A 19981-nucleotide genomic window follows, 5' to 3' on the forward strand; every position below is an offset into this window, starting at 1 on the left:
CCAAGCGGATGTTGGCTCTCTTCTTAAAGCTGTTCCCCAGCTTCATAGGCATGGTACAAATCGGCATATTTGCCATTGTTCTGAATCAGTTGTGAATGTGGACCCAGCTCGGCCAGCTCACCGTGGTGAATGACGGCAATCAGGTCAGCATCGCGTATGGTCGCCAGGCGGTGGGCGATAATAATGGCGGTACGGCCTTCGCATAAACGCCTGAGGGCATGCTGGATACGGCGCTCGGTCTGGATATCCACTGCGGAAGTCGCTTCATCAAGGATCAGGATAGTCGGGTTGGCAAGATAAGCGCGCAACAGGCATACCAGCTGGCGCTGGCCATGGCTGAGGTGAGAGCCCATGGCACCAACTTCTGTTTGGTAGCCATGCGGCAAGCGGGTGATCAGATCATCAATGCCAAGTTCAGCAGCAGCTTGTTCAAATTCAGCCTGTTGTGCATGGGGTTTAGCCAGTTTGAGGTTGTCTATGATAGTGCCGCTGAACAAGACGTTATCCTGTAACACGACTCCCACGTGCTGGCGCAGGTTACGCTGGGTCAAGTGCCTGATATCTACGCCATCAATCAGCACCTGGCCTTGCTGCACATCATAAAAGCGCGTCAACAGCTGGATCAGCGTACTTTTGCCATGGCCGGTCGGGCCGACGATGGCCAACACTTGCCCGGCGGGTACTTTCAGGTTCAAGTGTTTGATGACAGGCCTGGAGTGGTCGGGCAAATAGGAAAACAATACATTTTTGAATGCCACTTCGCCTTTAATAGTGTCCAGACTACGCGCATCTGCGCTATCTACCACTTCCGCCTGTGTATCCAGCAGCAGGAAGATGCGTTGCGCCGAAGCGACGCCATTGGTATAGCGCTCCACCAGGTCACCAAGCTCCTGCAACGGGCCTAAAAACATATAGACATAAAACAGGCTGGCAGCGAACTGGCCCAGGGTCAAATGACCCAGGGTGACTTCCTGCCCGCCAGCGACCAATAGCAGCATCAGCCCGAGAATAGTCAGCACGCCCGTAAAATGCGTAAACCAGCCGGATGCAATATTGCTTTGTACCAGTGAGTGAATAAACGCATCGACCAAGCCACGGTAGCGCTTGAGGTTGCTGTCTTCCTGCACGGTCTGCTTGATGATGCGCACCCCGGCCACGGTTTCGACCAGATGCGCGGTAAAGCGGGCACGGTTTTCTGCCACCCGGGCAAAATGGTGGCCGGAAAGCCTCCGGAATAACATGCTCGATAAAATTAGCAATGGAATCACCAAGGCCAGGTGATAAAACAGCGTTGGCGAGACCCACAGCAATATGGAAGCCGCCATGACAAACCTGAGCAAGGCAGAGAATATTTCCGGCGGCCCCTGGATCAGTAACGGTTCCAGCGCGTCAATATCCCGGTCTATGCGAGAAACAATACGGCCAGACTTGGTGCGGTCAAAATAGGCCACGCTGAGTTGCTGCACATGGCTGAAGAGGTTTACGCGCAACTGGTTGAGGATACGAATGGCGGCGGTGCCGGAAAAGTATTGCGATAATCCGGCAAACACAAATCGCGCCGCCCACATGCCGGCCAGGCCTGCCAGCGCCCAGTCTATGACATGCCAATCGATGCCAATGACCAGTTTCTGCGAAGCTGCCGCCGCAGCTTCAGTTTGGTATAACAACCCGTGATCTATGGCCTGTTGGATAAAATAAGGCCGCAGGAAGACAAAGCCAACCAGGATGATTTCCATCACCACCGCAGTCAGAATGTAGTTTTTAACCGGTTTTAGCAGCGGCAATAATCGCCACAACATATTGCGGTTCAGTTGCTGGTTAGCGAATTTTTCTTCCAGCTCTATATCCGACAAAACTTTCAGATTGGTATTACGTTCAGCGGCCATCATCCAACCCCATTAATTCACGATAGCTTGTGTTGCTCTTGACCAGTGCCGTGTGCTTGCCAGCCGCGACGATATTGCCTTCAGACAGGAAAAGCACTTTGTCTGCCAATAATATGGTCGAAAGTTTGCTGGCAATCACAAGTACTGTGGTGGCTTTATCCTGTTGCTTCAACGCACGGATATTGGTCAGCACATTGCGTTCGGTCACCGCATCCAGCGCACTGGTGGCATCATCCAGCACCAGTATGCGTGGCTGGCCCAGCAGAGCCCGCGCCAGGCAGACACGCTGCCGCTGACCGCCTGACAGTGTCACGCCCCGGTCACCAATTTTGGTTTCCAGCCCATCACTCAAGCTGACCAAGAGCTCGGAAGCACTGGCCATTTGCAATGCCCATTCCAGTTCATCTTCCCTAGCCTGCGGCGCTGATAAGCGCATGTTGGCCGCCAGCGTGTCCGAGAACAGGAAAGCCTCCTGCGGTACGGTATGCACCTGCTTGCGCAAACTCGCCAGGTCCAGGTCTTTGACATTGATCCACTGGCTTGCGTTGCCTGAAATTTCTACCGCGCCTTGTATCACATCGGACAGGCGAGGCACCAACCCGGCAAGTGTGCTTTTACCTGAGCCCGTAGTACCTACCAATGCCACAATTTCACCGGCATTGATTTCAAAGCTACAGGTATTCAGTATCGGGTTACCGCCTTCCGGTGGATGCACCGCCACTTGCTCAAAACGCAAGGATAACGGGCCCTCCGGCAAGGCCATGCTGCCGGACTTGATCTCTGGTTCAGCATCCAGTAAATCCCAGATTCTGGCGGCAGAGGAACGCGCATCGGCAAAAATCTGCATGACACGGCCTACACCTTCTACCCTGAATACCAAAGTATTCACCATCAGCAAAGCTGCAATCAGTTGCCCTAGATTCAGCGCATTGGTATAGACCAGGTGACAACCAAAGCCCAGCACCCATACCTGCCCCAGAGCCACCACAAATTGCGGCAAAGGGATACGCGAGGTATAGAAAGTCAGTGCGGCAAACGCGTGCGACATAAAACTTTGCACATGCTGTTCAAATTTATTGATACGGCTAGACTCCAGCGCAAATGCCTTGATCACACGCACACCATTCACCCCCTCGGTCAGGTCCTGGTTGACGGCATCGTAGGCTTCACCGACTGCCCTATCCAGTTTGACCAGGTGTTCGGTTTGCAACAGCAGGATGCCGAAACCGACCAGGCATAGAATTAATGGCACCAGGCCCAGCCAGAAGTCATACCAGAATAGGAAACCCATGGCAGCGGCAATCACCAGGCCGGTATCCACCACCTGACGCCAGAAGCTGATCAGGGCATCACGCAGCTTGTCTGAATCACGCGTTGTTCGCGTCACCAACTCACCGGCGCCATGCGCCCAGTGATAACTCTGGTCCAGTCGCTGTACCTGGATCAGGATGCGCTCGCGGATATGTCCGATCAGGTTTTGCTGGATGATGAGTGACAGCCAGCCGACAAAATACATAATCAGGGCACGCCCCAGGGCAACAGCCACAATAATCATTAGCCAGTGCCAGGCGGCTTCGCTGTTCAGCGTACCCGTGGCCTCCTGATAAATGGCTTTGCCATGCTGCACATCATCAATCGCTTTTGCGATCAGGCCTTGTTGCAAGGCGAGCATAAAGTTGGCTGCGGCAAACAGCCCGGTACAGATCCAGAACCTGATGGGAGTCCTGCGATACAGCAGTAAACAGCGGATAAGCGGATATTGACGAAGATTCAAAACGGATCAATTCTTGAAAAAACTAGCGGTGAAGACTGAGGACTGGTGCTTTGAGCGTATCAAGCGGTGCATGATCTACCCAGTCCATAATATTGAAATCCTGCTTGAGGAAACCGTACTCAAACAGGAAATTCTTGAGGACTTCCAAACTCTTGATTGAGTGCTCGGATAAATCCAGGCGCAACTGCTGGTGTACGTTGGGCCCATAGACTTTTTGTACCCAAGGCTCTGCCCAGCCGGTTTCTTTGGCAATCAGTTGCAAGGTTTCCTGCGGGTGTTTTTTTGCCCAGTCTCCAGCATCCACCACACGGCGCAAAAAACGGCTGACGATGTGCGGGTATTGGTCTATGGTCTCGGCATTGACGGTGAGCGGCCTCGGTGTGCAATTACTGATCCTGATAAAGCTATCCGGGTGAAAGCCAAGGTCAAACAACACTTGCGCACCCAACAAATGGGTCACTTCGGCGCCACGCACATCTTTGACATAAATAGCATCGACCTGGTGTTTCACCAGGGCATACAGTTCATTGACATAGCTATGCCTGCCCTGCCCCCAATCCGGCCCGCCAGTTGCCGGGTTAGCTTCTACAGGCGTATCGGTCAAATCGACAAGTTCAACATCTTTCAGGCTGAGGCCGACAGTATCCAGCGCCACCACAAATGCACGTAAAGCCGAGGCCCGTTGGTGGTCTATGCTGACATCATGCTTGGGAATACCAATGCGGCAACCTTTTAAATCTTTGATAGTACGGAGCTTGGAGTTGGGCAGGCTGATGATGGATTGATATTCGTCGGTCCAGGTCAGGCCGATGACACGCGTTTGCTGTCCGCTGGCTCTCGCCCAGATGGCTGGCACACTGCCACCCTGCCGGAATGAGTGTGGCAGGTGATGATCAAAATGGGACTGGAAATCAGCCAGGCTGGCAGATTCCCTTAACGACTGGATGGGAATGCCATCCAGTGCAAACTCTTTCTGGATCCAGCCGCTCTGAATCGCCAGGCTTAAAGGCGTGGGAACCGCGCAGCGGGTGTACCAGAGTGCATCGGGCTTGTTATGGTTGGTTGAATTCGACATTGTTATTATTGTTCAAAGCCTGGTTGTTTTTATTTTGTCTCGCGTGCCTGGCAGGCCGCGGATCAACGCGTATTACGCCACTTGAACAGGGCATTGCCTGCCAGCTTGATAAACAGCGACATCAGGTAACCGAGGATGCCGATGACAAAAGTCACAATAATCAGGATATCCATCCGCGAAGCTTCTTGTGCATTCATCATCAGGTTACCCAGCCCGGCACCGGCCGTGAATAACAGTTCGCTGCCGATAGTGGATAGCCAGGCGAAAGCCAGTGCCAGTGAAAAACCGGTAAATATCTGCGGTAATGACGCAGGCAAGATGACTCTGCGGTAGACCTGCCATGCGCTCAGTTTGTAGACCTGGCCGACTTCCCTGTACTTGCCATCTACCTGCAACATGCCCTCAAAAGTAGATAACACCACCGGGTAAAACGCAGACAGGCTGACCACAATCAGTTTCGAGGTATCACCATTACCAAACCACAGGGCAAATAACGGCACCAGGCCGAGCAAGGGCACCTGGCGGATGGCGTGATACACCGGCGTGATCAGGACATTGGCGATGCGCGACACAGCGACCAGTGAACCTACGATAAAACCTGTGCTCGCACCTATCAGCAAGCCGGTTAGCGCACGTGCCACACTGGCAGACACGTTAGCCATTAACTCTCCACTTTGCCATAGCTGGCTGACAGCGGTTGCAATCTGGCTGAGTGAGGCAAAGGCATAAGCATGGTTAGCATCCAGCCGTGACATCCAGTCCCATGCCAGTACGATCAGCAGCGGCAAAACCCAGCCGCGCCAGTCAGGAATCCATTTAGTCGATAGAAAATTCATTGCTTTAACTTACGCTCTCACATGTTGGTGCCAGGGGATCAGGCGTAATTCGCCCCATTTAAACAGCTTGTCTATACTGAAACCGACCACACCGGTAATCACCACACCAACCATGACGACATCCAGCCTGAACATTTCGCGACCCAGTTGCATCATCTGGCCTATGCCACTATCAGCGGCCAGCAACTCAGCGGCGACTAAAATAGTCCACGACCGTGAGAATGCGATCCTGAGACCAGTAAACACAGGTGGCGTAATGGCTGGAATAATCAGTTTGCGATACAAGGTTGTTTTCGGTAGCTGGTAGATGCTGGCTACTTCAAAGTAGGTTTTTGAAACCCCTTTGGTTGCTTCATAAGCGGCCAGTGCCACGGTTAAAGACGCCGCCTTAAATACAATAATGACCTTGAATATCTCATCCACGCCTAATAGCAAAATCAGGATAGGGATCAAGGCGATGGTGGGCACCTGGCGCAAGCCCTGGAATAGCGGCAAGGCATAAGCTTCCACGCGCGGCGAAATCGCCATCCAGATGCCAAACAGTACGCCGACGACAGCGCCCAGGCTGAACCCGATCAGCAAGCGGTTGAAGCTGGCTTGCAAATGCAGGAGTAATTCGCCGTTATCGCTCAGCTCACCCAGCGTGGCAAACACCTGCTGCGGGGTGACCAGGACATCGTCAGAATAGTAACCTGCGTTTGACACCCACCACCAGATGGCAAGCACCAGTAGCGGGGAGATCAGGAAAGGTAATACATACTTCCATTGGCGTGTCATGACACTAAACCTCGAATCCAATCTACTACTCAGCTTGCGTCAATACAGCCACGCGTGAAATACCTGCGCGCTCAATGGCGGCCATCACTTTGGCGACCTTGCCGTAGTTGACGGCTTCGTCCGAACTCAGGTGCAGGGTCACATCCGGGTTGCTATCGTGGATACGCTTGAGTTCAGGCTCAATGGTTTCCAGCGGATACTCCTGCTTGTCTATATACAGCTTGCCTGCGGCATCCACAGACACCGTGACCGGCTTCTTCTGCTCGGTCGTTTTGGTTGCTGAGGTTTTGGGCAAGTTGACCTGAATCGAGTTGGTCATCAACGGTGCCGTCACAATAAATGCAACCAGCAATACCAGCATGACATCGACCAATGGCGTGACGTTGATTTCACTCAATACGTCATCATCGGCATTTGTAGAAATAGCCATTATGCAGTTGCTCCTTTGAGGTTACGTACGACAGCAGCAGAGGCAGACGCAGAAGAAACGAATTCACCAGGCTTGGTCGCATCTGCAGGTTTTTTGAAAGTCACTCTGCGGGAAACCTTGATCAGGTCTTCAGCAAAATCATCCAGGTTGTTACTGCTGGTTTTCAGGCGGCGCAGGAAGAAGTTATAAGCCAGCACTGCAGGTACAGCCACGGCAATACCAATCGCAGTCGCTACCAGGGCTTCACCAATCGGGCCTGCAACCACTTCCAGGCTGGCAGTGCCCAGTTTGCTGATATCGGTCAACGCATGCATGATGCCCCATACCGTACCCAGCAGGCCGACGAATGGTGCCGTACTACCGATACTGGCCAACACGACCAAGCCAGCTTCGCGCAATACACGCTCTTTTTGAATCTGCTGGCGCAATGCACGCTCCAGCACTTCCTGGCGGTCACCGCTATGACGCAAGTCATCGGCAGATTCCACATCCAGGTCTTTCAAGGTTTCAAAACCTACTTGTGCCACGCGGTATGCGGGACCGTTGTGGCCTTCTAGCGTAGCAGCTTCCTGCAGGCTTTTTGCGCCCCAGAAGGCAGCCCTGAATTTAACGTTCTGTTTGCGGATCAGCCAGACCTGGAATGACTTGGCCAGGATAAGCGTCCAGGTAACGCCGGATGCAATCAGCAAGGTGATCAATACGCCAAGCACCACTGGAGATGCACTTTGATAAGTTTCTAAACTAAACATGGTATTTCCTTCTCTTTCAAATTAAAAAATTACTGCAGCTTGAATTCAACCGGGAATATTGCCCAACCTTCGACAGGCGTATTCCCACGTTTTGCCGGGGTAAATGCCCAGCGTTTCGCTGCAGCAACCGCAGCATCATCCAGCAAACTGAACCCACTGGACTTCTTGACCTTTACTTCACCAGGTTTGCCATTAGGCAACACCTTTACTCTTAGAATGACTGTGCCTTCAGACCCCTGGTCTGCTGCGAACTCAGGATATTCAGGCGGTGGATTGTTCAAATGCCCTACGCCCCCTTTAGCCTCAACCAATGGTTCCTCTTTCACCACCGGTGCAGGTGGTGGTGGCTCGGGCGCGGGAGGCGCTGCCACAACCGGGCCTGTACTTTTCGGCGCTTCGGTGTTTTCCTGGATCACGATGTCATTTGCAGAAATATTTTCAGATGCCGGGGCGGTTCTTAAAGCCGCAGGTGGCTTTGCTGCTTGCGGTGGCGGATCGGCACGTTTCTGTGGCGGTGGCGGAGGTGGTGGCTTAGGCGGCTCAATCACCGGTGGCGGGACGACCTCTGGCTTCACAAACTCAACAATAACTTCTTTCTTTTTTGGCTTGACGATGCTTGGCTCGTTCAATGCGCTCAGAAAACCAGCGATGACCAACACATGCACACCCACAACCAGGGCAATCAACGTAGCCAGCTTTTTACGCGGGATCACATGCTCTACTGCGTTGAGCTTGGTCACCAGTCGTTCCGATAACCTCTTAAAATCCCCTCCTGTTGAGATCAGCTGGTTTCTGCTCCGACCTTTATCAGTCAGTGAATCCCAAATGGTGGAATGCTCGGCAGGCGATTTCAGTGCCGTTGTTGACATACAAACTCCTAATAACTCTAACTAATCTCGATGAAATCACTGAGCACATCGTCCTTGATGTGCTGAAACTTCGCTGAAGCCCTATGCCGTGGTCTGGGCAAGTCGACTTCAACGATACGTTTGATACGGCCTGGATTGGCTTCCATCACCACCACACGGTCACCCAGGAAAACGGCTTCTTCCACATCATGGGTCACCAGGATAGAAGTGGTTTCTTCAGACTCCCACAGGCGTTGCAACTCTTGCTGCATCTTGAGCCTGGTCAGGGCATCCAGTGCGCCAAAAGGCTCATCCAGCAACAACAGTCTTGGTTTTAATACCAGCGCCCTGGCAATGGCAACACGTTGCGACATGCCACCTGATATCTGGTGTGGGTAAGCTTGTGCAAATCCACTTAAGCCGACTAGCTCAATCTGGTGTTTTACACGTGCATTGACTTCTGCCTGGCTCAAACCGGATGACTCCAGCGCCAGGGCCACGTTCTGTTGTACAGTCAGCCACGGGAACAGACGGTGTTCCTGAAACACCAGGCCGCGATCCAGCGAAGTGCCCGATATGTTGTCACCCAGCCAGACGATACTGCCGTCATAAGAAGTATCCAGCCCGGCAATCAAACGCAACAAGGTCGACTTGCCGCACCCACTGCTGCCGACGATGGAAATAAATTCACCTCTGGCTACCTGCAAAGAGAAATCTGACAGCACATTGAGCGACTTGCCATTGAGCTGAAAAGACTTCGATACTCCCTCTATCGCCAGCACGGCTGCTTCGCTGCTGCCGGATTGAGCGGCTTTTGCCAGGGATAAATGATTGGCGCCAACAACTGAACCGCTAGTTTGCGCAGCTGGTGCTGTGGCAGGATCAAGATCGTTCACACTCTCTTGATCAATATAATTTAAAGCGGCTTTGGTCCTGCCCATGTTTATTCCTGTACAAAATGACTAGGTATGTATAGGCAAACCCTGTGCCAATTTTAAAAATATTATTTTTATGTTTATAAACAGTTATTTACGAATAACTCAACAGGTTTTTGGCTGAAAGGATGTTGACTATGAATCATTTGAATGTGAACTGTTGCTGTCACAGCAACAGACAAAAAAAACAGATGGAGGGAAACCATCTGTCTAGGGAGGATTGCCAGGAGGCAATAAAAATTATTGTTTTGCAGCAATCCGGGATGGCGCCCAGAAAGTTTCTAAATTCAATTCTTTCAGTGCTTTATCGACAAAAGCGGAATTCAGCAGCTGGTTAATATCAATATCCTTGCGGATCAAACCTGACTCACGCGCATATGAAGTGGCACGCTTGTAGTGATCTACCAGTGCCTGGTCATACAGTGGTGACCAGCGGTCACGCCAGCTGACGACGTCATCTTCATAATCACGTCTGACCACACTTTCCGGTTGTACCAGGCTGGCATAGTTTTTCAGGTAGGTTTCTTTATTTGCATCCTGCGCTGCCCAATGGTTGGCTTTAATAAATGAAGTCACAATCGCCTGGGTTAACTCAGGATACTGCTGCACAAAATCATTACGCGCCCACAAACCACCCATCAGCTTCCAGTCCGGTGGTGCGGTTTTGGTAGACCAGATAATCTTGCCTACGCCTTTATCCACCAGGTTGTAAGCATCGCTCAGCGAATAGAAAGCATCGACAGAACCACTTGCCAGTGCAGCGGAACCGACTTGCGGATTGACATTCACAATTTTAAAGTCAGTCAGCTTGAAGCCGTTCTTCTGTACCAGGTTGGCAAAAGCAATCTCCCAGGGACGGCCTCTATGCAAGGCAATACGTTTGCCTTTGAGGTCAGCAATGGTTTTGGCCGTTGAGTTGGCAGGTACCACTAAATAAGAGTTACCGCTGCGTCCCCAGGGTGCCACCAATTGCACGCGTGGCTTGGAACCGTTCAGGATGATGGGCGGCAAATCACCATACGCGGCGAAATCGATGGTTTTGTTGGCAAACGCTTCGTTCACAATCGGGCCAACCATGGCATGGGCGGCAGGCACCCATTCTACTTTCACCCCACGTTTGGCCAATTCGGCATCCAGCCCGGTTTCAGTCACTAACTCTGTACTGCCCAGATAACGGGTTTTGCCATTGACGTTGTAGGCCACGGTGGCAATCCGGACTACTTTGGGTTCATTGGCTGCTTTGGTTTCCGCAGCATGACCATCGGTGATGCTGATGAAAGGCACCAGAACGGCCGCTGTAAAAACCACTTTTATAAATTTAATCACACTTACTCCTATATCACTTCAGGTCTTCAACTAAGTGACCTTTATAAACATTGCAGTTTTAATAACTGAAAAGCTCAATAACTGAAAACCTAAGCCACGGCTTGATATTTATGCAACAATTGCTCGGCTTCTCGCAAAGGCCTGTCATCAACCCAGCTATCCAGATCAAAATCTTTATCCAGCAAACCGTGGACCAGCATGAAATTCTTCTGTTGCCTGAACAGTTCAATACGTTCTTGCGACAAGTCCGGCGCCAGTTGCAGATGAAAATCATCGCCATAGGCAGTGGCGACGCCCTCTTCCCCGGAACGGGTTTCTGATTCGAGGATGTCGCGTACGCCTTTGAGGTTGTTTTTCGCCCAATCAGCGGCACGCAATGTCTGGTACAAAAACCTCACCACCAGGTCAAAATGGTTATCCAGCAAGTCCTGGTGCACAGTGATCGGTCTAGGCGTGCCATTGTTAACGCGGGTAGACAAATCCGGGTAGCTATCCAGGTCTATGCCAACCACTGCACCCACGCGTTTAGCGGCATCGACTGCTGAAGCGCCTTTGACGTAGACTGCGTCGACATCCCCTGCGACAAGTGCATCCAGCCCGGCCCATAACTCACCCAGGCCATTACGGTTGCCACGGCCGGAAGCCACTTCAACCAGCTTGACATCATCCAGCGTCAACCCGGCGATCTTGAGCGCGCCTTTATAACCTTGCAGACTCATGCCACGCGCAATACTGCTGCCACGGACATGACTCGGAATCGGGTGATCGATAAATTCCGGCAAAGCCAGACGCAGGCCTTTTAAATGATCCGGCTGTGTGATGCCACTATCTGGCCTCACCAGGATGGCTTGCCATTCATCAATCCATGTCAGACCTATCAGTTTGGTAGGCGCGCCCTGCGCTTTGGCTGCCAGGGCCAGCAGATTGCCACCTTCACGAATCAGGCTGTTCAGATCATGATCATAATGATGCCTGGATAACGCTTTAGGCGCTTCCTGCAAAGTATTGATCTGGATATTGTCACGGGCGAACTCTTCGGTCAGCCAGCCCAGTTTGTAGGCCAGCCCGGTGGCGGTAGGCACTGGGCAGCGCGTAAACCAGATTTGATCAATGGCTTGTGGGACTGGGTTTTGCGAAGCGGTGTTTTGCTGAACGGTCACGATGGTTTTCTCCGGCAATAACAGAATTTACAGATCAGAAGGACGCAACAGGCCTTCTGCCTGGGCCTGGTCATACAGCTTGGCCATTTTCCATTGCTGTTTCAGTACACCCGGGCCGTAATCACGCGAACCACCCAGCGACTCTGCCAGTGTCTGCAATTTGGCGCCCTCTTCCAGTAACAAGGTGAACTCGGCCAGTTTACGCAAGCCTTGCTTACCCCATACGGTTGAACCGCCATTGGCTTCCAGGATGGCTGTGTTATGCGGATTGATTGCAATCTGGTCCAGGATAAAGTCAACTTCCTGCTGACGGCGGTCGATATAGATAGGTAACTCTTTAATCAGGTTGAAGCGTTGAACCGGTACGTAGCGAATCGGCAATGTACGGTGCGTTTGCGCCCATGCACCCAGATAAGTTGAGTGGATATGCGATATGGTAGTCACTTCAGGATGCACCTGAAATAATTTCAGATAGCGGTTAACCGCAGCACCATTGCCTTTGCCGGAATAAACGACACCATCAAAACCAGCCACCAACGCTTCAAGCGGTTTATCCTTGTTAAACGGGCCTGGATCATTGATAATGATCAGCTTTTCCTGGCCTGGCACCCTGTGCACAAAGCCGACCGTACCATTCGCGGTGATAGTATCTGTTTCCCTGAATACCTCGAAAGCCAGCTTGGCTTCCGCCACTGTCTCCGCGATGTAAAGATCTAGATCAATTTCTGTATTTATTGTCGCAACCGTCATGTCTAACCCTTTCTTATTTGGTCTGGAATTTCATCGCAACGTTATTTGCAAGTTACATGCCATTTTGACAAACAAGAAATTAGTGATTAAAAATCAGATGGTTAACTAAATAATTAGAGGTTATTAGTACAAAAAAGATGTGTTGCAAATTCAGCAAGTGTTTAAATCAATACAGTGAATTGTTGAATTACAGTGCGGAGTAAACATCAGCCAACATATAACCATTTAGCATATAAATATAATTTATAGAACTTTGACTTCTTAACGATAAATACATTATATTGACACGCCTGTTAAGTGAGGAAGTCAATTATGAGCGCACAACGCTGGGATATCCGTGATTCGTACACTGAACGTGTCGATCATGTGATTACTCACCCTAACCCATCTGCTGTCAGTCTGTCTATACGTGCCAGCGCATTGGTATTTAGCGATCCAAAATCGCAAAACCTGCTTTCGCTGATCGAAAGGATTGCGACCAGCAATGCCACGGCATTGATTATCGGCGAGACCGGCACTGGCAAAGAGCTGATTGCGCGCCATATCCATTCACTTAGCAATCGAAAAAACGGGCCATTCCAGGCGATCAATTGCGGAGCGTTCTCTGAAACGCTGGTTGAGAGCGAGTTATTCGGTTATGAAAAAGGTGCCTTCACCGGTGCGAATATGTCCAAAATCGGCTGGTTTGAAACGGCCAATGGCGGCACCTTGTTCCTGGACGAAATTGGCGATTTGCCGCAATCGACCCAGGTCAAACTGTTGAGGGTGCTACAAGAGCGCGAAGTGGTACGTGTTGGCTCCAGAAAGCCTATTCCCATTGATGTCAGGCTGATTGCCGCCACCAACGTCAACCTGGAAGAAGCGGTGAAAGCCGGACGCTTCCGCGAAGACTTGTACTACAGGATCAAAGTCGTACCGGTTGAGCTTCTGCCATTAAGGGAACGTCGTGGCGATATCCTGCCACTGGTTGAACACTTCCTGAATGTTTACCGCAGCAAATTGAATACTTCTGAACACAAACTGTCGCCGGAAACCATTTCATTGCTGATGGAGTATCCATGGCCAGGCAATATCCGCGAGCTAGAAAATGTGATCCATAGGGCGGTGCTGGTCAGCACTTCGGATACCTTGTCGCCAAAAGATCTGAACTTGCCCAAGATCAGCTTTAATGCTTCGCATGTAATCACAGATGAACACTATTCTGTAGCCGCGCCAGCCACAGGCAAAATCAGTTACGAGCAGCAAAGCTCACTGTATAAGCTGGAAAGCGTGCTGGAGGAGTTATTTGAGCAAGGTGCCGATAATCTGTATGAATTGATTAATGGCACCACTGTGAGCAAGGCATTTGAGCACAGTAAAAACAACCAGGTACACACGGCGAAATTGTTGGGTATCAGCAGGAATATCCTGCGCGCCAGGTTAAAAGAGCTGAATCTCATCGCTTAAAATGCTGATTAATCAAAAGTGGAAGGCATTAAAAAAGGGGATGAAAATCCCCTTTTTTATTTGTGCTAATTAGACGCTATTCCAGGATCAGGCAACCAGTGTTTCGGGCAAGTGCTGTTTGATCAAAACACCCGCTTGCTCAAGCGCCTGATCAATACGCTGCTCAATCAGCGGACTTTCCAGCTGGTAATCCTTAAACTCGATATCCTTGGCATAAATCGTAGTCGGGATGGTGTAAATACCAAAAAAACTGGCAAGACTACGTAAATGAGACTCCAGCACCAGGGCATGATGGTCGCTGCCACCGGTCGCCACCAGAATCGCCACTTTTCCGGTCAGTTTCTTCGGATCAACTAAATCAAAAAAGTGTTTCAGCAAGCCAGTGTAAGAGGCTTTGTATACTGGTGTGCCAATCACAATCAGGTCCGACTGGTGCAGCTTGTCATATGCCTGGGTCAGTGCTGGCGGAAAGTTGTTGAAAGAGACAGTAGGTCCCAGATCCGCAGTCAGTTTGGAAATATCAATCACCTCGCCCGGGCTATGAAACTTCTGGCTGGCTTTTGCCACGACCGCATCCACTAACGAGAGTGTTCTGGAAGGCGCGGTGATATTTCCGGATACCCCAATAATTCTTGGCATTTCAATTTTCCTGATTTAACAATGTCACATCAGGATTAGCAAATTGAATGCCATATTTTTATACCTTTAAATTCAATAGATTATGATTTTAATGTTGCCATACAAACAGGTGTTTTAGTATGAAATGTTGAATATCACACACTATGGCGGCCATAAAAAAAGGTGTTTCCTGAGACACAGCTTTTGAAATCAGCTAAATAATGAATTCAGGAAATCAGCGATTATTAAAGAATCCAATATTCACGACCTTGTCGTTGACGAAAGTCATTTCCGTTTCTTTGTAAGTGTTTTTGTCATCATATTTGACGATATTCTTGTAGTACCACATTTCCACCTGCACCGGTTTGCTGTTTTGTTCGCCTTTGCCCATCCCTGCGATCATATTGCCGGCGTTACTGGGTTTGACTGATTGCTGCTTTTTGAATGGCTGGCCAAGTTTTTCCAGCACCACTTTTTTGGACTTGCCACTAAAGCCATTGATAAAATCATTTTCGTTGTAGGATTTGCCTGCGAACGCCGATGTGGTGCTGAATAACACAGCCAGGGCAACGACAACAGCTGATATTTTTGAGTAAAACTTCATGTTTATTTCCTGTATCCCAAAATCAAATGTGTTAACAATTATTCTATTTGTGAAAGTATAACTGTTTATATGGCATTTCGGTTGACTACAACCAGGCAAAAAACAAGAGCGCGTGCCAGTTACAGCGCCAATTGCAGGCCATCGTAACCCACAACCACATTTGAAGGCAGGCTTGCCTGAAGCGCATGGTATTCCAGCTCATGCGTCATATGAATCAGCACATTGCGTTTAGCGCCAATACGGCTGATCAAGGCCAGCGATTCGCTGACGCTGACATGGGTAGGATGCGGCGTTTCACGCAGGCAATCAATCAGCAGTACATCGACGTCTTGCAACCACTGGTAGGATGTTTCAGGGATCGCAGACACATCCGTCATATAAACCAGGTTGGCGATGCGATAGGCATAAATGCGTATCTTGCCGTGCATGACAGGGATAGGGATGACCTTCACCCCGGCGACTTCAAAAGGCGTTTCCACAATGTGGGCAGCCAGTACAGGCAAATCCCAGTAATGGCTGGGGTCGCGCAAGGTGTAGCCAAATTTGTCCTGGATATGGCTGATGGCTTCCGGATAGCTGTAGAGCGGGATCTGGCAGCGGTTGATCTGGCAAAAAGCGCGCAAGTCATCAATTCCATGCAGGTGATCGGCATGCGTGTGGGTATACAGCACAGCATCGACGCGATGCATGTGTTCACGCAGCGCCTGCTGGCGCAGATCTGGTGAAGTATCGATCAGGATCACGCGGCCATCATCCAGCGTCACCATGCTGGAACAACGTGTGCGCTTGTTGCGGGAGTCAGTGGAGACACAGGTGGCGCAGGTGCAGCCCAGGGCTGGTGTGCCTGCACTCGAACCCGCACCCAGTATGGTCAGTTGCATGGCTGCGCGTGTTTAAACAGCGTGAAAAAGTTGTGGGTGGTGGCATCCATGACCTGTTGCAGCGGAATATCACGCAACCTGGCAATTTCCTCCGCCACGTGGCGCACATAGGCGGGCTGGTTGGTTTTGCCGCGGAACGGGATAGGTGCCAGGTAAGGCGAATCGGTTTCAACCAGCATGGATGCCAGTGGCACTTTTTGCGCAACTTCTTTTAATGCCACGGCATTCTTGAAAGTGACAATGCCTGAAAACGAGATATAAAAACCCATTTCTATGGCCGCCTGCGCGACTTCCCAGCTTTCAGTAAAACAATGCATGACACCGCCGACTTCAGCGGCACCCTCTTCCTGCATGATGCGGATGGTGTCTTCCGCCGCATTACGGGTATGGATGATCAGCGGTTTACCTGTGGCTTTGGCGGCACGGATATGGGTGCGGAACCGTTCACGCTGCCATTCCAGGTCGCCGGTGAGCCTGAAATAATCGAGGCCGGTTTCACCAATGGCCACCACGCGCGGGTTATCTGCCAGCGACACCAGTTGATCAACGGTAGGCTCCTGGATATCTTCATAGTCAGGATGCACACCGACTGAGGCATAAATATTCGTGTATTGCTCAGCAATCGCCAATACTTCGGGAAACTTATCCAGTGTCACAGACACACACAGCGCATGCCCGACCTCATTGGTCAGCATGTCAGCCCGTAACTGATCCATATTCTGGACCAGCTCGGGAAAGTTGATGTGGCAGTGTGAATCTACAAGCATGAAAAGTCCGTTAGAAATACTGAAGATGTAAGTGCTTAAATAGTGTGCGTAGGCCTGCTGGATTTCAAGGCGGCACCAAGGATAGTCTCGATGCGCTTTTTCGCCTCTACGCCACCGTCTTTGTCGCCAAATTGTATACCTATGCCTTGTGGCTTATTGTTCACCGCCTGTGGCGTGATCCAGATCACTTTACCCACGATTTTCAGTTTTTGCGGATCATCCAGCAAAGTCAGCAACATAAACACTTCTTCACCCATCTTGAAAGGTTTGCTGGTCGGGATAAACAAGCCGCCACCTTTGACAAATGGCATATAGGCGGCGAACAAGGCAGCTTTTTCACGAATCGCCAGTGACAGCACCCCGGGTTTCGCAGACCCGGCAGGATTAGTAGTCGATGGTGGTTGTGTGTCTGTCATGCATGGGCTCCTGTGTGCTCCTGAGTCTCTGACTGATTGGGCTGTATGCTTAGGCGCAAATAGCGGTTAGCCGAACATTTTCTTGTACTGCAATAACAACTGCTCCAATTGCAACTCCTGGTTCAACGGGTGCAGTGCAGTCATTTTAAAGCGATTCAGCTGTTGTTGAAATGCCAGCAGGCGCGCTAACTCCAGTTTCGATGCAAGTGTTTGTAAATTAGTCGATGCATCCGGATGATAGCGCAATGGCAGCTGGTGCCGCGACAGCCATAAATCCAGCAACCATTTTTGTAACACCTGGATGGCGGCAGACATGCCCTGCTTGATCAGGACACCGCCAGCCAATGCAATATCCATCGCAGCACCACGCGAAAGGTGCGGGCTCCATTGCTGATACCAGCCATACCAGTCCAGATCGTCCTGCTGGATGGTGGTCGGTGCGCCGCCACTGTAGTGCCAGATCCATTCCGCCTGCGAAATAGACTGTGACTGCAACCATTGCAAACCCTGCGCTTGCGTCGGTACCGGCATATCCACCTGCATGCAGCGGCTTAGGATAGTGGGCAATAAAGCTTGCCGTTGATGCGAAACCAGCAGGAACTGGGTGCGTTGCGGCGGCTCCTCCAGCAGTTTCAATAATGCATTTGAAGCTGCCACATTCATGGCTTCCAGCGGATGAATCAATACTACGCGAATACCGCCCACCTGGTGGCTGGTCAGGGAAAGGTAATCCTGTAAGGCCCTGATCTGGTCAATCAAAATCTGTTGCCGCTTGCGGGTTTTCTTCTTGCTATCTGTGACCTCATCATCTTCAGGCGTGATTTCCTTGAAATCAGGGTGCGCGCCTTCTGACAGCCAGTGGCATGACTGGCATTGTCCACAGGCAATCCCATTTTGTTGCGGTTGCGAGCACAACAGGCCTGCCGCCAAGGTATTCGCAAACGCCAGTTTGCCTATGCCGGTTTTACCATGAAACAGCAAAGCATGATGACGGCCCTCGCCTGCATGCACCCAATGCGAAAAAAGGGTTTCCTGCCATGGATATACATTACTAATCATAATGATAGAATAATTTCTTCAACTGATTTCTTCACTTCTTCCAGCGACCGGTTCGCATCAATCACGCGAAAACGTTGCGGGTATTCTGCTGCCCGTGCAAGATATTGGGCACGCAGTCTGGCAAAAAATTCAGCGCCTTGTGCTTCAAATTTATCCGGCGTACGTGCGCCAGCCAGTCGCTGTAGACTGACCTCTACCGGCACATCAAACAGCAAGGTGATATCGGGTTGCAGATCTCCTTGCACCCAGGCTTCCAGTGTCTGCATTTTTTCCAATGGCAGGCCACGTGCGCCACATTGATAAGCGTAGGAAGCATCGGTAAAGCGGTCAGACAATACAATCGCATCACGCGCCAGTGCGGGCAGGATTACCTGCTGCAAATGCTCTGCCCGTGCGGCAAACATCAGCAGTGACTCTGTTTCCACATGCATGTCCTGGTGCAATAACAACTCGCGCAGCTGTTCGCTTAAAGGCGTCCCCCCAGGCTCGCGGGTAGAAACGACTTCACGCCCGGATGCTCCCAGCAATGCCAGTATGGTCGGAATATGCGTACTCTTGCCCGCACCATCCATGCCTTCCAGCGTGATAAACAAACCAGCCATTACTTCACTTCCCAACTCTTGCACATATGATTAATGTTTCTTTAATTGATAGGCACGGACTGCCTTGTTGTGCTCTTCCAGCGTACTGGTAAATACATGTCTGCCCTGCCCATTCGCCACGAAATACAACGCCTTGGTATTGGCCGGATGCAGCGCCGCCTGGATGGAAGCCAAACCAGGCAAGGCAATCGGCGTCGGCGGCAAACCACTGCGAGTATAAGTGTTATACGGCGTATCCGTGAGTAAATCACGTCGCGTAATATTGCCATGATAACGGCTGCCCATGCCATAAATCACGGTGGGGTCAGTCTGCAGGCGCATGCCTATCCGCAAACGGTTGACGAACACACCGGCAATCTGTGGACGCTCGACTTCAACACCGGTTTCTTTCTCTACGATAGAAGCCATGATCAGCGCTTCGTAAGGTGTTTTATAAGGCAATCCGGACTGGCGGGTTTCCCATGCGGCAGCCAGGTACTGTTTCATCTTTTGATACGCCCGTTTGTACATGTCCGTATCAGTACTCTGGCTGTCGATAAAATAGGTGTCCGGAAAAAACCAGCCCTCTGGCGAACTCGTTTCGCCACTGACCAGTTGCATCAACTCAATGTCTGACAGGTTCAGCGTGTCATGTCGTATACCAGGCATCTGCGCCAGCTTGCGGCGGAAATCAGCAAAGGTCTTGCCTTCTGTCAGTTGCAGCTTGAACTGGTCAAACGTGCCATGTTTTAGCAGGTCTATCAGGCCCAGTACTTGCAACGGCGCGTTCAAGGCATAATCACCCGCCTGCAAGCGGCTACCGCTGCCGGTCAGTTTGACAACCAGCAGGAAGCTATACGGCTCACTCAATACTCCTGCTGATACCAGTTGGTCAGCAATGCCGCGCACACTGGCACCGGCAGGGATCTGCATGCCTATGGTTTCAGAGGCCATAGGCAAGGGCCTTATCATGAAAATCACGAGCCAAAGCGCCAGTGCCAGTGCAGAGGCACCCAGCAATACCAGCGTGTACTTAAAAAACTTCTTAATCGACTGCATAAGA

Annotated in this window: 21 protein-coding genes; 1 reads left to right on the forward strand and 20 read right to left on the reverse strand. The window is 50.9% G+C overall.

What is annotated here, in order from left to right:
* Nucleotides 1-23 precede the first annotated feature (23 nt).
* The 12 genes from ACFQ2T_RS02985 to ACFQ2T_RS03040 all read right to left on the reverse strand — a co-directional run bounded on the left by ACFQ2T_RS02985 (nucleotide 24) and on the right by ACFQ2T_RS03040 (nucleotide 12546).
* Nucleotides 24-1889, reverse strand: a complete 1866-nt coding sequence (locus tag ACFQ2T_RS02985) for an ABC transporter ATP-binding protein (protein ID WP_379030294.1) — start codon at nucleotides 1887-1889, stop codon at nucleotides 24-26.
* Complete coding sequence (locus tag ACFQ2T_RS02990) at nucleotides 1876-3660, reverse strand: ABC transporter ATP-binding protein (RefSeq protein WP_379030297.1); 1785 nt, start codon at nucleotides 3658-3660, stop codon at nucleotides 1876-1878. The genes ACFQ2T_RS02985 and ACFQ2T_RS02990 overlap by 14 nt, the downstream gene beginning before the upstream one ends.
* 22 nt (nucleotides 3661-3682) lie before the next feature.
* Nucleotides 3683-4735 carry an ABC transporter substrate-binding protein gene (locus tag ACFQ2T_RS02995; RefSeq protein ID WP_379030300.1) on the reverse strand — a complete coding sequence of 351 codons (1053 nt, stop codon included), beginning with the start codon at nucleotides 4733-4735 and terminating at the stop codon, nucleotides 3683-3685.
* Nucleotides 4736-4797: 62 nt separating this feature from the next.
* Complete coding sequence (locus ACFQ2T_RS03000) at nucleotides 4798-5571, reverse strand: ABC transporter permease (protein WP_379030303.1); 774 nt, start codon at nucleotides 5569-5571, stop codon at nucleotides 4798-4800.
* A 9-nt stretch (nucleotides 5572-5580) separates the two neighbouring features.
* The gene (locus ACFQ2T_RS03005; protein ID WP_379030306.1) at nucleotides 5581-6348 is read right to left on the reverse strand and encodes an ABC transporter permease; all 768 of its coding nucleotides are present in this window, start codon (nucleotides 6346-6348) and stop codon (nucleotides 5581-5583) included.
* Nucleotides 6349-6373: 25 nt separating this feature from the next.
* Nucleotides 6374-6778, reverse strand: a complete 405-nt coding sequence (locus ACFQ2T_RS03010; protein ID WP_379030309.1) for an ExbD/TolR family protein — start codon at nucleotides 6776-6778, stop codon at nucleotides 6374-6376.
* On the reverse strand, nucleotides 6778-7527 hold the full coding sequence (locus ACFQ2T_RS03015; protein ID WP_379030312.1) for a MotA/TolQ/ExbB proton channel family protein: 750 nt from the start codon (nucleotides 7525-7527) through the stop codon (nucleotides 6778-6780). The genes ACFQ2T_RS03010 and ACFQ2T_RS03015 overlap by 1 nt, the downstream gene beginning before the upstream one ends.
* A 29-nt stretch (nucleotides 7528-7556) precedes the next feature.
* On the reverse strand, nucleotides 7557-8396 hold the full coding sequence (locus tag ACFQ2T_RS03020; protein WP_379030315.1) for an energy transducer TonB: 840 nt from the start codon (nucleotides 8394-8396) through the stop codon (nucleotides 7557-7559).
* Nucleotides 8397-8413: 17 nt separating this feature from the next.
* Nucleotides 8414-9316 carry an ABC transporter ATP-binding protein gene (locus tag ACFQ2T_RS03025; RefSeq protein WP_379030318.1) on the reverse strand — a complete coding sequence of 301 codons (903 nt, stop codon included), beginning with the start codon at nucleotides 9314-9316 and terminating at the stop codon, nucleotides 8414-8416.
* Nucleotides 9317-9550: 234 nt separating this feature from the next.
* A complete protein-coding gene (locus ACFQ2T_RS03030; protein WP_379030321.1) occupies nucleotides 9551-10636 on the reverse strand; it encodes an ABC transporter substrate-binding protein in 1086 nt (361 codons plus the stop codon).
* Nucleotides 10637-10725: 89 nt separating this feature from the next.
* On the reverse strand, nucleotides 10726-11796 hold the full coding sequence (locus ACFQ2T_RS03035; RefSeq protein ID WP_379030324.1) for an ABC transporter substrate-binding protein: 1071 nt from the start codon (nucleotides 11794-11796) through the stop codon (nucleotides 10726-10728).
* 27 nt (nucleotides 11797-11823) lie between these two features.
* Complete coding sequence (locus ACFQ2T_RS03040; protein WP_379030327.1) at nucleotides 11824-12546, reverse strand: class II aldolase/adducin family protein; 723 nt, start codon at nucleotides 12544-12546, stop codon at nucleotides 11824-11826.
* Nucleotides 12547-12858: 312 nt separating this feature from the next.
* Here ACFQ2T_RS03040 and ACFQ2T_RS03045 point away from each other — a divergent pair, with 312 nt between their 5' ends.
* Nucleotides 12859-13992: a sigma-54 interaction domain-containing protein gene (locus tag ACFQ2T_RS03045; protein WP_379030330.1), complete on the forward strand. Its 1134-nt coding sequence runs from the start codon at nucleotides 12859-12861 to the stop codon at nucleotides 13990-13992.
* Nucleotides 13993-14079: 87 nt separating this feature from the next.
* Here the strand turns inward: ACFQ2T_RS03045 and ACFQ2T_RS03050 are convergent, their stop codons facing one another.
* From ACFQ2T_RS03050 to mltG, 8 genes are all read right to left on the reverse strand, one after another.
* Nucleotides 14080-14631 carry an NAD(P)H-dependent oxidoreductase gene (locus ACFQ2T_RS03050; protein WP_379030333.1) on the reverse strand — a complete coding sequence of 184 codons (552 nt, stop codon included), beginning with the start codon at nucleotides 14629-14631 and terminating at the stop codon, nucleotides 14080-14082.
* Nucleotides 14632-14845: 214 nt separating this feature from the next.
* Complete coding sequence (locus ACFQ2T_RS03055) at nucleotides 14846-15214, reverse strand: hypothetical protein (protein WP_379030336.1); 369 nt, start codon at nucleotides 15212-15214, stop codon at nucleotides 14846-14848.
* A gap of 119 nt (nucleotides 15215-15333) precedes the next feature.
* A complete protein-coding gene (locus tag ACFQ2T_RS03060; protein ID WP_379030338.1) occupies nucleotides 15334-16095 on the reverse strand; it encodes an MBL fold metallo-hydrolase in 762 nt (253 codons plus the stop codon).
* Nucleotides 16086-16862, reverse strand: coding sequence for a TatD family hydrolase (locus ACFQ2T_RS03065; RefSeq protein ID WP_379030341.1), 777 nt, complete (start codon nucleotides 16860-16862; stop codon nucleotides 16086-16088). Before ACFQ2T_RS03065 ends, ACFQ2T_RS03060 begins: the two co-directional genes overlap by 10 nt.
* Before the next feature lie 35 nt (nucleotides 16863-16897).
* Nucleotides 16898-17278, reverse strand: coding sequence for a PilZ domain-containing protein (locus ACFQ2T_RS03070; protein WP_379030344.1), 381 nt, complete (start codon nucleotides 17276-17278; stop codon nucleotides 16898-16900).
* Between the two features lie 66 nt (nucleotides 17279-17344).
* Nucleotides 17345-18337 (reverse strand): DNA polymerase III subunit delta', encoded by a 993-nt coding sequence (gene holB, locus ACFQ2T_RS03075; RefSeq protein WP_379030347.1) that lies wholly within the window; start codon nucleotides 18335-18337, stop codon nucleotides 17345-17347.
* Nucleotides 18334-18939, reverse strand: a complete 606-nt coding sequence (gene tmk / locus ACFQ2T_RS03080) for a dTMP kinase (RefSeq protein WP_379030350.1) — start codon at nucleotides 18937-18939, stop codon at nucleotides 18334-18336. Before tmk ends, holB begins: the two co-directional genes overlap by 4 nt.
* Nucleotides 18940-18969: 30 nt before the next feature.
* Nucleotides 18970-19977, reverse strand: a complete 1008-nt coding sequence (gene mltG, locus ACFQ2T_RS03085; protein WP_379030353.1) for an endolytic transglycosylase MltG — start codon at nucleotides 19975-19977, stop codon at nucleotides 18970-18972.
* Nucleotides 19978-19981 lie beyond the last annotated feature (4 nt).

Origin of the sequence: Methylophilus flavus (assembly GCF_042678905.1) — a bacterium.
In the GTDB taxonomy this organism is placed as follows: domain Bacteria; phylum Pseudomonadota; class Gammaproteobacteria; order Burkholderiales; family Methylophilaceae; genus Methylophilus; species Methylophilus flavus.

Excerpts from the sequence above, each read along its gene's own strand:
- ACFQ2T_RS03045 (WP_379030330.1), top strand. The coding sequence starts at position 12,859 with ATGAGCGCACAACGCTGGGATATCCGTGATTCGTACACTGAACGTGTC.
- ACFQ2T_RS03060 (WP_379030338.1), bottom strand. The coding sequence starts at position 16,095 with ATGCAACTGACCATACTGGGTGCGGGTTCGAGTGCAGGCACACCAGCC.
- ACFQ2T_RS03000 (WP_379030303.1), bottom strand. The coding sequence starts at position 5,571 with ATGAATTTTCTATCGACTAAATGGATTCCTGACTGGCGCGGCTGGGTT.
- ACFQ2T_RS03005 (WP_379030306.1), bottom strand. The coding sequence starts at position 6,348 with ATGACACGCCAATGGAAGTATGTATTACCTTTCCTGATCTCCCCGCTA.
- ACFQ2T_RS02985 (WP_379030294.1), bottom strand. The coding sequence starts at position 1,889 with ATGATGGCCGCTGAACGTAATACCAATCTGAAAGTTTTGTCGGATATA.
- holB (WP_379030347.1), bottom strand. The coding sequence starts at position 18,337 with ATGATTAGTAATGTATATCCATGGCAGGAAACCCTTTTTTCGCATTGG.
- ACFQ2T_RS03020 (WP_379030315.1), bottom strand. The coding sequence starts at position 8,396 with ATGTCAACAACGGCACTGAAATCGCCTGCCGAGCATTCCACCATTTGG.
- ACFQ2T_RS03050 (WP_379030333.1), bottom strand. The coding sequence starts at position 14,631 with ATGCCAAGAATTATTGGGGTATCCGGAAATATCACCGCGCCTTCCAGA.
- ACFQ2T_RS03025 (WP_379030318.1), bottom strand. The coding sequence starts at position 9,316 with ATGGGCAGGACCAAAGCCGCTTTAAATTATATTGATCAAGAGAGTGTG.
- mltG (WP_379030353.1), bottom strand. The coding sequence starts at position 19,977 with ATGCAGTCGATTAAGAAGTTTTTTAAGTACACGCTGGTATTGCTGGGT.
- ACFQ2T_RS03040 (WP_379030327.1), bottom strand. The coding sequence starts at position 12,546 with ATGACGGTTGCGACAATAAATACAGAAATTGATCTAGATCTTTACATC.
- ACFQ2T_RS02995 (WP_379030300.1), bottom strand. The coding sequence starts at position 4,735 with ATGTCGAATTCAACCAACCATAACAAGCCCGATGCACTCTGGTACACC.
- ACFQ2T_RS03070 (WP_379030344.1), bottom strand. The coding sequence starts at position 17,278 with ATGACAGACACACAACCACCATCGACTACTAATCCTGCCGGGTCTGCG.
- ACFQ2T_RS03015 (WP_379030312.1), bottom strand. The coding sequence starts at position 7,527 with ATGTTTAGTTTAGAAACTTATCAAAGTGCATCTCCAGTGGTGCTTGGC.
- ACFQ2T_RS03010 (WP_379030309.1), bottom strand. The coding sequence starts at position 6,778 with ATGGCTATTTCTACAAATGCCGATGATGACGTATTGAGTGAAATCAAC.
- ACFQ2T_RS03055 (WP_379030336.1), bottom strand. The coding sequence starts at position 15,214 with ATGAAGTTTTACTCAAAAATATCAGCTGTTGTCGTTGCCCTGGCTGTG.
- tmk (WP_379030350.1), bottom strand. The coding sequence starts at position 18,939 with ATGGCTGGTTTGTTTATCACGCTGGAAGGCATGGATGGTGCGGGCAAG.
- ACFQ2T_RS03065 (WP_379030341.1), bottom strand. The coding sequence starts at position 16,862 with ATGCTTGTAGATTCACACTGCCACATCAACTTTCCCGAGCTGGTCCAG.